The sequence below is a fragment of the Actinocorallia lasiicapitis genome (assembly GCF_054778695.1).
Window position 1 is genome coordinate 26,545 of record NZ_BAAGZI010000015.1, and the last position, 13,744, is coordinate 40,288.

Sequence of the window (13,744 nt, forward strand, 5' to 3'; positions counted from 1 at the left end):
CCCCCACATTGACGCCGAAACCCGCCGCGCGCGGCTCTGAGGTCGGGGCACAGGATTACGCGCGAATTGAAATTTCAGCGCTGCCGGATTCCAGCCCAGAACGACTGCGCAGCGTGTCAGGCTCGTGCCATGCAGGGAGATCCGCAGTCGAGCGCGCGACGGCGACATATCGCCAGATACCTCTATGAGCTTCGCATATCCAAGAATATTACGCTGGTCACGGCTGGGCGGCTCCTGGACCGCTCGGCCTCCTCGCTCAGCATGATCGAGAACGCTCGCCAGCCGCTACGCCCTCGCGATCTCCAGCAGATCCTCTACGCCTACGGGGCCGAGATGACGAGCCCCGACGTTCGCAGCCTGCTGGAACTCGCGCGTCAGGACATTCACAAGGGCTGGTGGATCGAGTTCGCTGACCTGGTCTCGCCGTCCGCTCTGGACTCCTGCTCCTTGGAGTTCAGAGCGGACCGAATCCGTCAGATCTCCATGGGAGGAGTCTGCGGTCTCCTGCAAACCGAGGACTACGCACGCGCCATCATCAACAACCCCCTGCGCCATACCGGCGAGCCCGACCTGGAGCGCTACGTGCAGTTCCGGATGGCGCGGAAAGCGATCTTTGACCGATCCGACGAACTGGAGTTCCACGCCATTCTCAGCGAAGCCGTCCTCCGCTCGGGAATCGGCGACCGCAAGACGATGCAGGTACAACTCCGAAGGCTCCTCGATGCGGCGGACGATCCGAGGATCACGATCCAGATCTACCCTTTCGCCAGCGAGTTCGCCTTGGGAGCTTCGCACAGCCTCATACGCCTGGCCCGCTCGAATCTCAGCGTCCTGCTGCTCGAGCAGCTCTTCGACCGGCAGTTCATTGAAGACTCCGCGCAGATCCATCGCTATGACGAAACCTTCGCTCTCGTCGCAGGTTCAGTCCTCACCCCGGCCGCCAGCGCGGATCTCATCCTTGGCATACTGTCGGATCTATGAGCTCTGCCCTCCGTCCCAACGTCGCGCGCCAAGCCACCTCGTCCGGCACCGCACTCACCTGGCGCAAGAGCACCCACAGCTCCGACGAGGGCGGCGCCTGCGTCGAGCTCGCCGCCGCCGCTCGGCACGTGGCCGTCCGCGATTCCAAGCATCCGCACCACCCCCACCTGTCCTTGACGCCCCGTGCCTGGCGCGAACTCGTCACTTCGCTCCAGAACTGAGACCGACCCGCTGCCGGTTCGGCGTATGAGCCCGCACGGCAACCACGCGGAGGCCGAAATGCGTGGAGCTCGCAGCCGCCGCTCAGCACGCGGCCGTCCGCGATTCCAGCACCCGCATCATCCGCACCTCGCCTCGATGCCGCGCAACTGGCGCTGCTCGTCGTTTCTCTTGAGAACGGATGCTCTGCTGATGCTCACCTGGCGTAGAGCACTCTGCGGAAATGCCGAAGGGGAATGCGTCGAGCGTCCTGCCGCTGCTTTCCACGTGGCGGTCCGCGATTCCAGGCGGCCGCATCACGCGCACCTCACTTTGACGTTTCGCGCATGGCGTTGCCACGTCACCTGCCTCATGTGCTGACGCGAGCCTGTGCGGCTCGCGTGCTCGTGGGGGAGGGCGTCGGGGGCTGCGCTGACGTCGATCTCGTGTTGGTAGGGGCGTGGCAGCGGAACGTGCGGCGGGTCGGTGAGGTGGGGGAGTCCGAGGTCGGCGGCCGGGGCGACGGGTGCGCCGGGCGTGGGGATCAGGGGCGGGTGTGGGCGATGAAGCCGTCGTACTCGGTTTGATCGTCGGGGAGGGGGATGACGCGGAGGCCGACGGCCCAGGTGCCGGGGTAGGCGGGGGCCACCGCGTAGACGCTGTGCGGGGAGGTTCCGGTGGCGTCGTCGAAGACCGGGAAGACAGTCCATTTGCCCTGTTTGTTGCGGTGGGCGAGGGCGTCGGAGCTGTTCTCGTCGTCGTAGGCGAAGAGGCGGGCCCACAGGCCGCCCTTGCCGTCGGGGACGGGAGCGTTGGGGATCCAGCCGTCGAACGCGGACGGCTGCTCGCGGGCCCAACCGCGCGAAGTGCGGCGCAGCAGGAAACCCTTCTCCTTGTAGCCGTAGTGGAACGCGCCCGTGAACAGCGGCTTCCCCTTGACCACGGCGACACCACGCAGTCGTCCGGTGCGCGTGCTGTTGTCCTTGGGGAGAACGTCCCGGTACGTCCGCCATTTCTTGCCGTTGTAGTGGAGCACCGTGTCGGGCGCGGGTTCCTGGTCGGCGTGGTCGGTGCCGGCGACCGCCCAGATGTCGTCCCGGGACACCGCCGCCGCCTCAACGACCTGCCCCGGCACCGTCACGGTCCGCCAGCGCCGCCCGTCGAAGTGCAGAGCCTTCTTCCGATCGCGCCCCGCCCCGAACGCCCACACGTCCCTGCCCCCGGCGACCGCCAGTTCGTTCAGCAGCAGCCCGCTCTTGAGGACGGGCTTCCAGGCACGTCCCGTCCACCGAAGAATCGTGGACTTCGTCCCTTTATGGCAGTGTCCGTTCTCGACCTGCGCGCAGGAACCGAGCAGCCACCCCCCGGCACGCGGCGCGGCCGCGAGCTGAACGAACTCCCCGACCCCCTTCGGCAGCTTCGTACGCCGCCACTTCCGCCCGTCCCAGTGGTACGCCACCGTCTTGTCGGCCCCCTCCCGCCACCCGACCGCCCACGCCGCCCGCCTCCCCGCCGCGGCGACATCGACCAGAAACTCACTCCCCGAAATCCTCGTCTGCTTGACCACCCGCCACTCGGACCGCCACTCCCGCTCCGCCGCCCCCGCTGTCCCCGGCAAGGAGCCAACCAGCAACCCAGTAACAAAAAGAACCCGCATCACAGAAATCTCCTACCGGACGCCCCATTCTGGCACTCTTGAGAATCCTTCACGTGACCAGCCGCCGCCATCTGCCGTCGCAGGTTCGCCCACGATATGAGGAGTAGTCGAGGCCGGACGTCGCACCTTTCGCCACCTTGAGGCAGCATTCAAACGCGAAATTTCGTCGCGCGATAAGTAGATCTAGCGGGTATCAGTCAGCCCTGACCGATACCGCCACGGAATATCCTTTTCTGTCGCGCCATACAAATCCTGGTACAGCAAACCGGCGAGTGATCTTTGCTGCCACCGACTCGGCTACTTCTCCGTGACGAGGGTGATCGATGGCTACACCGTAGAAATGTAGTAGAGAAACGGAGAATTCTATCAGCGGTGCTGCCTCGGTGAAGGTAAGGGACCCGTGAAAATCCTCGATATTTACATTTTTAAACACTTCGAAAAGGGGGTTCATGATCGTCTCGGCGTCTGCACTGACCCAGTCTTCGGCCGGTAGATCAATGTCGTGGGAGGTCACGCATTCGATCAGGAGTCCACTAAGCTTGGAGGCTTGACCTGCGCGATTCAATACAGCGACGAGGCTTCCGCCGTCACGCAGTACACGCCGACATTCTTGGACTGCGGTCAAGACGTCAGGAACGTGATCAAGCATGTGTCGGGCGTAGACTAGATCGAAAGTCTTGCCGGTAAAGGGGAGCCTTTGAACATCGGCTTGGACTGCAGAAATCCCTTGAGCCCTTGTGGCAGCCACTGCCGCGGCGGACAGATCCAGGCCGACAAGTCGGCCGAGGGAGTAGCGATCGTTCAACATGGCCGGAAATGATCCGGTTCCAGTGCCGACGTCAAGGACCTTTGCGCCATCGAAGGCAGGGGCGACTGCGAGTGTAGAGAGCTCAACATCATCAGGTGGGTCACTGTGAACGAGATGAACCTTCTGACGTATTCTTAGGCGGTCAAGCGTACGGTACTCGTCAGATTTCAATGTGCTCCTGATTTTCGTGCAATTGATGCGCGATATGAGCTCCCGACGTTCTGATGATATCGGCCGATGCCTCGGGGAGGAGTAGCTCCCAAATCTCCATGAATGTACCTCTGAGCTGCATCTGCCCGTAAGGTCTCGCATAAAAGTACATATGGAAATGGGCGTTCCCATCGCCCCATCGGAGCGCGTGGACGCGGGCAATTCCTGTAATGGACATAATCGCACGCTCGACCCGTGCCGCCAACGGGCCAAATTCGCCGACGAGTTGGCCCGGGAGGTCCATGAAAGAATCGTAGTGATCACGTGTTTCGAGGATTACAGTGCCCGGGAGCGAGGTCGGATCCTTCGCTCGAATCCGCCAACGGTCATCGGTCCAAATATATGTACTGTCGGGTAGGCTGCAATTCATGCAGGGTCGGCTGCCTTCGCCACGTCGAAACGGTTCCGTTGCGACAGGTTCTGCAAGATCGCGAATAATAAGCGGATCTTCGAACGGGCAGGTTTCACTTGCCGAGAAGTTGCTCACTGGTAAAAATTCCCCTCCTTGTCTTCCAATGATCAAAACTGGATCATATATAAGTCTGCTTAGACGAACGCTGGCCGAATCTCACTACGGATTCGACGCCATCGATTGACTCGAACCTATTGTCGATACTCAACATCCTGAGGCCACATTCATTCAGGATCTGCTCGAGTCGAGTCGTGCTCTCCACGAACAGGACACGCTCGCCATGGTCGGTGACCAGGCGATGATCTCCGATGCGCACGCAGAAAACCCCGATAGAATCTGGGCCGACCATTGAATCGTGAGCGAACCGCAATGCGGCGAGAAGTGTAGTCAGGTTGGAGGAAGTTGCGGCGGTCGAGAGATAGATGAAGTTGTAGCGTTTGTTTATAGGAAGCGCGCGCCAGTCCGTGTCCACGTTAACGGGGATTTGGTCGATCGTGGGGGGAATGCCAGCGCAAAGTTCGGCGTCAGAGACCGACCAGAGCGAGCCATTTCCTACAGAATTCAAGGCCAGGATCGACTCTATGCTCAAATTATGCGGACACCAGGTCGTGCTTTTTTTCGCGATTGATTCATCGATTGAATCGGGGTAATATCCGCCTTCGAGTACCCGTCCCCAGCACCGCCCCCATGCCTTACTCGGTTCGGTAACGTCATGGCCGCTCCTGTAGCCAGCACAGTCGGTGATCAGGCTGGTGATCGCTCGTTGGCTGAGCGTCCCCACATTAGATATTGAAGCGATGAGATGCAACGCGTTTTCAGCGCGAACCGTCTGGCAGATATCGTCCTCGTCAAAGAGGCCCGCGAGCGCTACTCCATGGGTGAATCGAAGACGACGTGATATGGCCGATTCGTCAGTTAGGTTAAAGGAGGAAATCAGCGCGTGCCGGAGGTGGTTCGATGCCGCGCCGAATTGTTCATGTCCGATCGCCGAACTCGTACGAATACGCTCGAAGATGGAGAGAGCTTGGATACTCAGGCCGATGTCTGGTTGCGGGCCTTCTGGGGTTGGTACGGAGAGTAGGCCATTGCTCAGCCCTTGCCCAGTGGTAACAGTTTCTGCGATGGTTCGGCAGGTCGCCAGGACCTGTTCGAGGACCCTCTGCTGAGCCAGTCCGACAGGTAGGCGCCCCGAGCCGAGAGATATTAGCTGGCTGGCACCGAAGAGAAAGCTTGACTGCGCGAGGGCGGGAAGGTTCCCATAGGTACCGAAGCGTGCGCAAGATTTCTGCGGTAGAGTTTCCGGCGGCATGGAACTTACCTGGTCGGCAACCGCTTGAGCTATCTCCTCCACAGTCGTTGAGAGGCGGTGCTGTAGCTCTTCGGCGAGGTGAGAGCCGAGAAGTCCGTGGTCCTGGACCAGAAGTTCAAGCAGGCCCCATGATGCCGCCAGGACTCCGAATGTACCCGAGGTATCCTGCCGCCAGCGATCTAGCGATTCGGTGAGATAGCTCGCGCAGCGAATTACCTCAGGGTAAGGGTCGGATTCCCCGAGGGAACGCTGCAGGCGAATCAATGTTGACAGTGTGATCGCAGTATGCCTGACCCTAACTTCGCTGGGCGTCGTCCTAGTCTGGATTGTTGCACCCACTGCACCGCCGCTTGGTGTCCGGGTTCGCAAGAAATGGGAACCAGACTGCAGGGGAACCTTGAGCGCATTGTGTAGACGTTGGGAAGTAAGCTCTCGAAGAGAGATGATTCTATTGAGCGCCGCGCATGTAACATCAATTCCGCCATGAACTCGCATTGCTGGGCGGTCTGGTGGAGAAGCAGTCGAGGCCTCGGCGTAGCTTGTCATCCAATGAGCCAGCGAACGAGTCCACCCACCGGTCGGGAGTTGCTCGGAGAGCAAGGCCAGGAGTGCCAGTTCCGCAACGCGGTTTGCGTCGGACCAGGTTGCTGATGGTGAAATGCTCTCGACGGAATGGACGACTGCGATGGAAGTCTTGATCACCTGTTGAGGCATGGGGGAACCCCTACTGTCTGTAGCCTTCTCGCTGACGCTTCTCATCGCAAAGCGTCGCACCCGCACGTAAGTAAGATCAAGTCGATCGCTGAATTTGCTAATGGTCTTGTGGTTGGCATCTACCGGTATAGCCGTTGATCCTGGGAGATGCGGATCCCCTGAAGATTCCCCAACGACACGAAGGCCATTGGTGAGTTGCTTCTCGTAGAAGCTAAGACAGGGGACGGACTCCCTGGTTGCATAGTTTCGATACCAATCGTCCAGTTCGCGTAGATATGCGTGATCGCTCTCAAGTTCACGAAACAGCGGCGTGGACCGGATTGACCGAAGATAGCCAGCCAACGAGGCCAGCCCGGAGCCGGTGTGCGGAGTTGAGATGAAGATGACGCCGGCCAGCTGGTCTGTGAACCCTGAATACTGGTCGCCCATCGTATGGCTATGCCGGATCATCTGCTTGATCAGTAGGCCGCCGAGGCTGTGACCGAGGAGGATGAACGGCTTCTCGGTCGCTTCATGACCGTCAGCTAGGGCGCTGAGCAGGCTGGTTGCGCGATCCCTGATCGGCATACTCTTGCCACGCCAGCGCGTGGCCGCAGCTGGATACCCGGCGCACCAAACGGCGAGGTCGGACTGATCTTCGGATAGCCAGCTCGGCCAGAAGCCGCTGCTCTTTCTTTGGGACCAGGTATCCTCCCAGTCGCCTTCTAGACCATGCAGCAGTATGACATTTCCAGAGGCGTTAAGCGCGCCCCCGACATGATGCACCTCGACCAACGTTCCTCCAAGGTGGGCTCATGGAGATCGTAGCTAGTCCGGGTCGATATTTTCACCCCTGTGCTAGCGGGAGTTATTTAGGACGGCCGAAATTCGGATCATTGATGATTCTATGATCCGCAGTGGTGGTAGCTGCTCGATCGTTGCCAGCCGAGATCTAAGAGATGCAGGCTCCGGGCGTTGCCGCCGATCGCGAGCGGTTTCCGGCTGCTTCGGCGATCGTCTGAATCTTGTCGTCTGGTGGCGGGCGTGTGGACGTCGGCTTAGCGGCCGTGGGATCGTCGCGGCGCAGCTGCTCGCGCAGCGCTCTACCTGGCCGCCCTCGGTAAGGGGCGACGGCCCATTGTGCCCAAGTTCAGGATGATTCCGTTGGTCTGGGCGGCTCTGCGATAGAGATGAGCGATGTCGCGGCCACCGCGAGGATCAGCCAGATGACGCCGAAGAAGAACGAAGCGTTCTGCATCGGCGCACGCTGGAAGGTATGGCGATCGTGGAACACGCGGCCCGCCGAGGTGACCGTCGAGTTCACCCGCACCCCGACCAGGTAGTTGGCGACCACGCCCACCTCCATGACGAGCGCGGCCACCGCCCCCGACAGCGCGCCTGGCGCGTACAACGTGGCGACGGCGGCCAGCGGAAAGGGCAGCGCGAGCAGCAGAACGGGACTGGCCCACCCATACCCCTGATACCTGATCCTGCTCATCCGCGCTCTTCCCGCCGAACCAGAAAGACACTACCGTCTAAGTGGTTGCGCGTCAGTGGACCGGAGCCGGCGAGGGAACGCGACGCAGAACGGCTGCGGACGTGGCGAGCAGAGCGAGGAACGCGATGCCCGCGACCAGCGGAGCAGCCGGACCGGACGCGTCGATGAGCAGCCCGGCCGTCGCCGTCCCCAGAGCCGACGCCGCGTTCAGCGACGTGCTGATCCAAGCGTTGGCCTGGGCGCGGAGCCGGTCCGGGACTTCACTCGCCAGAAGATAAGCGTTGATCACGACCGGTGAGCTCGTCGCGCCGAGCGCGGGCAGCAGGAACGCCCACGCGCCCGGGTGGGGGAGCGCGATCAGCAGCAGCAGGACCGGAAGGGTTCCGGCGCAGCAGAGGAGCATCCGGCGGACGGGATCGTCGGCACGGCGCAGGCGACCATGAACCAGCGCACCGACGGCGCTCCCGAAACCCAGCAGGCCGAGGAGCGTGCCAGGCCCGCCCGGCAGCGCGTCGGGCAGGGCGACGACCGCCAGCCACACCATGCTCATGGACGCCCCCAGCCCGGCGACGCCGAGCAGCACCGGCGCCAGCCCGCCGAACACCTCCCGCGCCGAAGCCCCTGAAGCCGGACGTCCCGGACGCGCCATCCGCACCCTTCGCGCGAACCGCCCCAGCATGATGGCCGACACCGCCATCACCGAAGCCGTCACCAGCAACGCACTCGCCGCCGGCGCGACCGCCAGGGCCATCCCCCCGACCAGCGGCCCCGCCACGAAGATGATTTCCTCGGCCGCCGCGTCACGTCCGAGCGCCCGCGGCAGCCGCTCCGGCGCGACCAAATCCCCACAAAGCACCCGCATCAGAATCCCCATCGGCGGCGCGAACAGCCCCGCGGCCCCGCCGAGCACCCAGAACGTCCACTGCGGTCCACCCGCGGCCACCGACGCGAGCAACCCCCCGATCGACCCCAGATATCCGACCCCGAGCCCCGCCATCACCGTCCCGGGCCCGAACCGGTCGATCAGCAGCCCTCTGACGGTGATCGTCACCGCGCACACCAGCCCGAACACGGCACTGACCCCGCCCGCGACCCCATACGACCCGGTGGCCCGCACCACGACCGTGAACAGAATCAGCGGCTCGGCCGCATAAACCAACCGCCCCACCAGACTCGCCGCGAACGGCACCAAGGCAGCACGAAACCCCACACCCATAACCAGGATCTCCCAGCACACAGAACAATCAGGACGCCCCACCGCGCACGTCGCCCAAAGACGGAAAGCGCGAAAGCAACGCCCTAACTCGGCTGGAAAGCACTCACCCCACCAACCTAACACCCACCCATCCCCCCCAAACTCACCCAACCATGACATCCTCCCGTCCCTGCCCACCCCAACCACGCGATCCCCGCACCTCGACAACCGTGGTCCCAAGCAGCGACCCCAACTCAGCGCACCTTCCCCTCCCTCCCTCGACAGCCCGGCTCGGCATACCGGTGCCTCCCTCGACAGAACGCGGAACGCCAATCCACCCGCCCGAACGCAGCCCGCCTCCCACCCCACGACCCCTCCAGAACCCACCCCCACCCCCTCCGCTCATGATCGCGTCGAGCTGCGGCGTGTCGCCCGTTCGGCCCCGATGAAACGGTCGACACGCCGCAGCTCGCCGCGATCTTGAGCCAGAACAGCAGCTGCGGACGGCCCCGCGCGCACCGGCACGACCGCCTCAACCCGTCGACGACGACCAACGACGGAGGCGCTCGCCGAGCTCGTCGCAGGGGCCGTCAAGGATCGCGGCGACCAGCAGCGAAGGATCGACGGAAAACTCCATCGCCCCGGCATGACCCATCAATCTCGAAGTCCCCACGGTTCAAGGGACTGCGACCAGCCCGAACGGGAGGCGCGGACAGCCGTCGATCCCACATTGGCTTCCCTCCGCCCCCACCCCCCCCGACCATGATCGCGTCGAGCTGCGGCGTGTCGCCTGTTCGGCCCCGATGAAACGGTCGACACGCCGCAGCTCGCCGCGATCTTGGCCCCAGCCGTCCGCTACGGGCGGCCCCACAAGCACCGGCGTGACCGGCAGCTCCGCAAGGACCGGCCCGGACGCGGAAGCGCGGCCGGCCTTCGATCCCACACCGACTCAACTCCACGTCCAACCTGCCTCAACTCCGGGTCCAACCTGCCACTCATGATCGTGTCGAACTGCGGCGTGTCGCCCGTTCGCGCGAGGTGAAGCGGTCGACACGCCACAGCTCGTCGCGATCTTGAGTTTGGGCGGGTGCGAATAGAGATGGCGCGGTCCTCGTCGGAGTGACCGGTCCGCTCTGACCGGTCCGGCTTGGGCGGTCCGCTCTGAGCGGTCCGCTCTGGGCGGTCCGGCTTGGCGGTCCGGCTTGAGCGTGGAAGCAGAGGAGGCGGTTCGGTTGGACGTCGGCTCGGCTCCGTGTCGACGACGCGTGAATACTGACCCCCGGGCGGCGGCTGAATGTTGACCCCCTCCATTCTCTGGAGGGTGATCAAGGTGGAGGACTGGGCGGAGATCCGTCGGTTGCATCGGGCTGAGGGGATGCCGGTCAAGGCGATCTCTCGGCATCTGGGTGTTGCACGGAACACGGTCCGCAAGGCGTTGGCGGCGGATGAGCCGCCGAAATATGAACGGCCGTCCAAGGGGTCGATCGTGGACGCGGTCGAGCCGCAGATCCGTGAGTTGTTGCGGGAGTTCCCGACGATGCCGACGACGGTGATCGCGGAGCGGATCGGGTGGAGGAGGTCGATGACGGTGTTGAAGGACCGGGTCCGGCAGATCCGGCCGGAGTACCAGCCGACCGACCCGGCGTCGCGGACGACGTATCTGCCGGGCGAGCTCGCGCAATGCGACTTCTGGTTCCCCGTGACCCGGGTGCCGGTGGCAGCGGACCGGGCGGTGATGCTGCCGGTCCTGGTGATGGTCTGCGGCTATTCGCGCTGGTTGATGGCGCAGATGGTGCCCTCGCGCGGGGCGGGTGACCTGTTCGCCGGGATGTGGGCGCTGCTGGCCGGGCTGGGCGCGGTCCCCAAGACGCTGGTCTGGGACAACGAGGGCGCGATCGGGGCGTGGAAGAGCGGACGGCCCCGGCTGACCGCCGAGGCCAACTCGTTCCGCGGGACGCTCGGCGCACGTATCCAGCAGTGCAAGCCCCGCGATCCGGAGGCCAAGGGCCTGGTCGAGCGGGCCAACGGATATCTGGAGACCTCGTTCCTGCCGGGCCGGTCCTTCACCGGCCCCGACGACTTCAACGCCCAGCTCACCGACTGGCTGGAGCGGGCGAACCAGCGGCATCACCGCCGGATCGAGTGCCGGCCGATCGACCGGCTGCCCGCCGACCGGGCCGCGATGATCGCCCTGCCGCCGGTGGCACCGGTGACCGGGACCAGGACCTCAACCAGGCTGGCCCGCGACCACTACGTGCGGATCTTCTCCAACGACTACTCCGTCCACCCCGGCGCGATCGGTCGGCTGGTCGAGGTCACCGCCGACCTCCAGCAGGTGAGGGTGACCAGCGGCGGGCAGATCGTCGCGGAACATCCGCGCTGCTGGGACATCCACCAGACGATCACCGACCCAGCCCACCGGGCCGCCGCTCAGCAGATGAGCCGGGCTGCCGTACTCACGCCGGTCCGGCCCGTCGAGACCGAGGTGGAATTCCGGCAGCTCACCGACTACGACGCCCTGTTCGGCCTCCAGGACGGGGTCGCCTGATGGCCGCCACCAGCGCCAAGAGCAGTGCTGCCGGCAGCGGCAGGAACGTCGAGGCCGAACTGGCCTACCTTACCCGCGTGTTGAAAGCGCCGTCGGTGGCCGCCTCGATCGACCGGCTCGCCGAGCGCGCGAGGGCTGAGTCGTGGACGCATGAGGAGTTCCTGGCCGCCTGCCTGCAACGCGAGGTCGCCGCCCGTGACTCCCACGGCGGAGAAGCCCGTATCCACGGCGCCCGCTTCCCCTCCCGCAAAGCCCTCGAGGACTTCGACTACGACCACCAACGCTCCCTGAAACGCGAGGTCATCGCCCACCTGGGCACCCTGGACTTCGTCGCCGCCAAGGAGAACGTGGTGTTCCTGGGGCCGCCGGGCACCGGCAAGACGCATCTGTCGATCGGGCTGGGCATCCGGGCCTGCCAGGCAGGTCACCGGGTCGCGTTCGCGACCGCGGCCCAGTGGGTCGACCGGCTCGCCGCCGCCCACGCAGCCGGGAAACTGCAGGACGAACTGGTCAAGCTCTCCCGCGTCCCGGTCCTGATCGTGGACGAGGTCGGCTACATCCCCTTCGAGCCAGAGGCCGCCAACCTCTTCTTCCAACTCGTCTCCAGCCGCTACGAACGCGCCAGCCTGATCGTCACCAGCAACAAGCCCTTCGGCCGCTGGGGAGAGGTCTTCGGCGACGACGTCGTCGCCGCAGCCATGATCGACCGGCTCGTCCACCACGCCGAAGTCATCTCCATGAAGGGAGACAGCTACCGCCTCAAAAACCGCGACCTCGGCCGCCCACCAGCGACCAAACACGACCACGAACAGTAACCAACAACAACATCAGGGGGTCACAGTTCAGACGCCCATAGGGGGTCAGGATTCAGGCGACGTTGACACTCCGCCTCCGACCGTGCTGGTCGTGATCGTGTCGAGGTGCGGCGTGTCGCCCCTTTGGGGCTGGCGAAACGGTTGACACGCCGCAGTTCGACACGATCTTGTGGCTTGGGGGAGGTCGCGACAGGGATGGCGCTGCTCGCCGTCGCGATGGGTCGCCCTGGGTCGGCCAGCCTGGACCCGGAAGGACGCAGGTGCTCCGATTCGACGTCAGCTCCCACCCTGCTGGTCGTGATCGTGTCGAGCTGCGGCGTGTCGCCTGTTCGGACCAGGTGAAGCGGGCGACACGCCGCAGTTCGACGCGATCTTTCGGCTGGGTGGCGGGTGGACGGGATGGCTGCGCTCGTCGGCGTGATGGGTCGTCGCCCTGGGTGGGTTGGCCTGGGGTGGAGGGACGGAGGCGGTTGGGTTCGGTTCGACGTCGGCTCAGCTCCGCCTCCGACCCTGCAGGTCGTGATCGTGTTGAGGTGCGGCGTGTTGCCTGTTTGGGGCGGGTGAATCGGTCGACTCGCCGCAGTTCGACGCGATCTTGCGTACGGGTGGACGGGTTGGTTCTGTGCTTGTCGGCGTGATGGGTCGCCCGGGGTGGGTTGGCTTGGGTGTGGAGGGGCGGTTCGGTTCGACGTCGGCTCAGCTTCGCCAGACTCTGGTGGTCGTGATCGCGTCGAGGTGCGGCGTGTCGCCCCTTTGGGGCGGGTGGAACGGGCGACATGCCGCAGGTCGACGCGATCTTGCGGGTCGGTGGTGTCTGCGGATGGCTCGGCGGGGGCACGGGCGCCCCGGTCTTCTCGGGCCGTGATGACCGGCTGGGGCGTGCCGTCCATGAGACGTCTTTCGAAAAGTAGTTGTTCTCGGTGGAGTGGTAGCTCTGGGAGGGCTGGACGCGGAGGAGCGGACGAGCTTCGGATCGACGCTGGCTGAGCCCCGTCTCCGGCCCTGGTGGTTGTGATCGTGTTGAGATGCGGCGTGTTGCCTGTTTGGGGCGGGCGGAACGGGCGACACGCCGCAGGTCGACGTGATCTTGCGGGTGGGTGGTGTCTGCGGATGGCTCGGCGCGGGCGGGGGAACGGCCGGCCCGGTCTCCTCGGGCCGTGACGAGCGGCTGGGCTGTGCCGTCCATGAGACGTCTTTCGAAAAGTAGTTGTTCTCGGTGGAGTGGTAGCTCTGGGAGGGCTGGACGCGGAAGAGCGGACGAGTTTCGGGTCGACGTTGGCTGAGCTCCGTCTCCGCCCCTGGTGGTTGTGATCGTGTTGAGATGCGGCGTGTCGGCCCTTTGGGGCTGGTGGGGCGGGCGACATGCCGTAGGTCGGCGCGATCTTGTGGTTGGGCGGGGTGCTTTGGGGGGTCGGTGGGG

Annotated in this window: 11 protein-coding genes; 5 read left to right on the plus strand and 6 right to left on the minus strand. The window is 64.4% G+C overall.

Features of this window, described 5'->3' with window-relative positions; translation table 11 throughout:
* The first annotated feature begins 129 nt into the window (after positions 1-129).
* The 3 genes from ACYVE7_RS03665 to ACYVE7_RS03675 all read left to right on the plus strand — a co-directional run bounded on the left by ACYVE7_RS03665 (position 130) and on the right by ACYVE7_RS03675 (position 1,560).
* Positions 130-981 carry a helix-turn-helix domain-containing protein gene (locus ACYVE7_RS03665; RefSeq protein WP_460363083.1) on the plus strand — a complete coding sequence of 284 codons (852 nt, stop codon included), beginning with the start codon at positions 130-132 and terminating at the stop codon, positions 979-981.
* Positions 978-1,202 (plus strand): DUF397 domain-containing protein, encoded by a 225-nt coding sequence (locus ACYVE7_RS03670; protein WP_460363084.1) that lies wholly within the window; start codon positions 978-980, stop codon positions 1,200-1,202. The genes ACYVE7_RS03665 and ACYVE7_RS03670 overlap by 4 nt, the downstream gene beginning before the upstream one ends.
* Positions 1,203-1,392: 190 nt before the next feature.
* The gene (locus tag ACYVE7_RS03675) at positions 1,393-1,560 is read left to right on the plus strand and encodes a DUF397 domain-containing protein (RefSeq protein ID WP_460363093.1); all 168 of its coding nucleotides are present in this window, start codon (positions 1,393-1,395) and stop codon (positions 1,558-1,560) included.
* 163 nt (positions 1,561-1,723) lie between these two features.
* Here the strand turns inward: ACYVE7_RS03675 and ACYVE7_RS03680 are convergent, their stop codons facing one another.
* The 6 genes from ACYVE7_RS03680 to ACYVE7_RS03705 all read right to left on the minus strand — a co-directional run bounded on the left by ACYVE7_RS03680 (position 1,724) and on the right by ACYVE7_RS03705 (position 8,976).
* Entirely contained in the window at positions 1,724-2,797 is a 1,074-nt protein-coding gene (locus tag ACYVE7_RS03680; RefSeq protein WP_460363085.1) for a hypothetical protein, read from the minus strand.
* A 232-nt stretch (positions 2,798-3,029) separates the two neighbouring features.
* Complete coding sequence (locus tag ACYVE7_RS03685) at positions 3,030-3,815, minus strand: class I SAM-dependent methyltransferase (RefSeq protein WP_460363086.1); 786 nt, start codon at positions 3,813-3,815, stop codon at positions 3,030-3,032.
* Positions 3,805-4,341, minus strand: coding sequence for a hypothetical protein (locus ACYVE7_RS03690; RefSeq protein ID WP_460363087.1), 537 nt, complete (start codon positions 4,339-4,341; stop codon positions 3,805-3,807). Before ACYVE7_RS03690 ends, ACYVE7_RS03685 begins: the two co-directional genes overlap by 11 nt.
* 43 nt (positions 4,342-4,384) lie before the next feature.
* Positions 4,385-7,063, minus strand: coding sequence for a hypothetical protein (locus ACYVE7_RS03695; RefSeq protein ID WP_460363088.1), 2,679 nt, complete (start codon positions 7,061-7,063; stop codon positions 4,385-4,387).
* A 355-nt stretch (positions 7,064-7,418) separates the two neighbouring features.
* Entirely contained in the window at positions 7,419-7,766 is a 348-nt protein-coding gene (locus ACYVE7_RS03700; protein ID WP_460363089.1) for a hypothetical protein, read from the minus strand.
* Positions 7,767-7,818: 52 nt separating this feature from the next.
* Positions 7,819-8,976 carry an MFS transporter gene (locus ACYVE7_RS03705; protein ID WP_460363090.1) on the minus strand — a complete coding sequence of 386 codons (1,158 nt, stop codon included), beginning with the start codon at positions 8,974-8,976 and terminating at the stop codon, positions 7,819-7,821.
* 1,306 nt (positions 8,977-10,282) lie between these two features.
* On the opposite strand from ACYVE7_RS03705, the gene istA reads away from it, so the two are divergent.
* Entirely contained in the window at positions 10,283-11,509 is a 1,227-nt protein-coding gene (gene istA / locus ACYVE7_RS03710; RefSeq protein WP_460363091.1) for an IS21 family transposase, read from the plus strand.
* Positions 11,509-12,324 (plus strand): IS21-like element helper ATPase IstB, encoded by an 816-nt coding sequence (istB, locus tag ACYVE7_RS03715; RefSeq protein ID WP_460363092.1) that lies wholly within the window; start codon positions 11,509-11,511, stop codon positions 12,322-12,324. The genes istA and istB overlap by 1 nt, the downstream gene beginning before the upstream one ends.
* The last annotated feature ends 1,420 nt before the right edge of the window (positions 12,325-13,744 follow it).

Bases quoted from the DNA above. Each gene is read 5' to 3' on its own strand.
- ACYVE7_RS03665 (WP_460363083.1), top strand. From the start codon at position 130: ATGCAGGGAGATCCGCAGTCGAGCGCGCGACGGCGACATATCGCCAGA.
- ACYVE7_RS03670 (WP_460363084.1), top strand. From the start codon at position 978: ATGAGCTCTGCCCTCCGTCCCAACGTCGCGCGCCAAGCCACCTCGTCC.
- ACYVE7_RS03675 (WP_460363093.1), top strand. From the start codon at position 1,393: ATGCTCACCTGGCGTAGAGCACTCTGCGGAAATGCCGAAGGGGAATGC.
- ACYVE7_RS03700 (WP_460363089.1), bottom strand. From the start codon at position 7,766: ATGAGCAGGATCAGGTATCAGGGGTATGGGTGGGCCAGTCCCGTTCTG.
- istB (WP_460363092.1), top strand. From the start codon at position 11,509: ATGGCCGCCACCAGCGCCAAGAGCAGTGCTGCCGGCAGCGGCAGGAAC.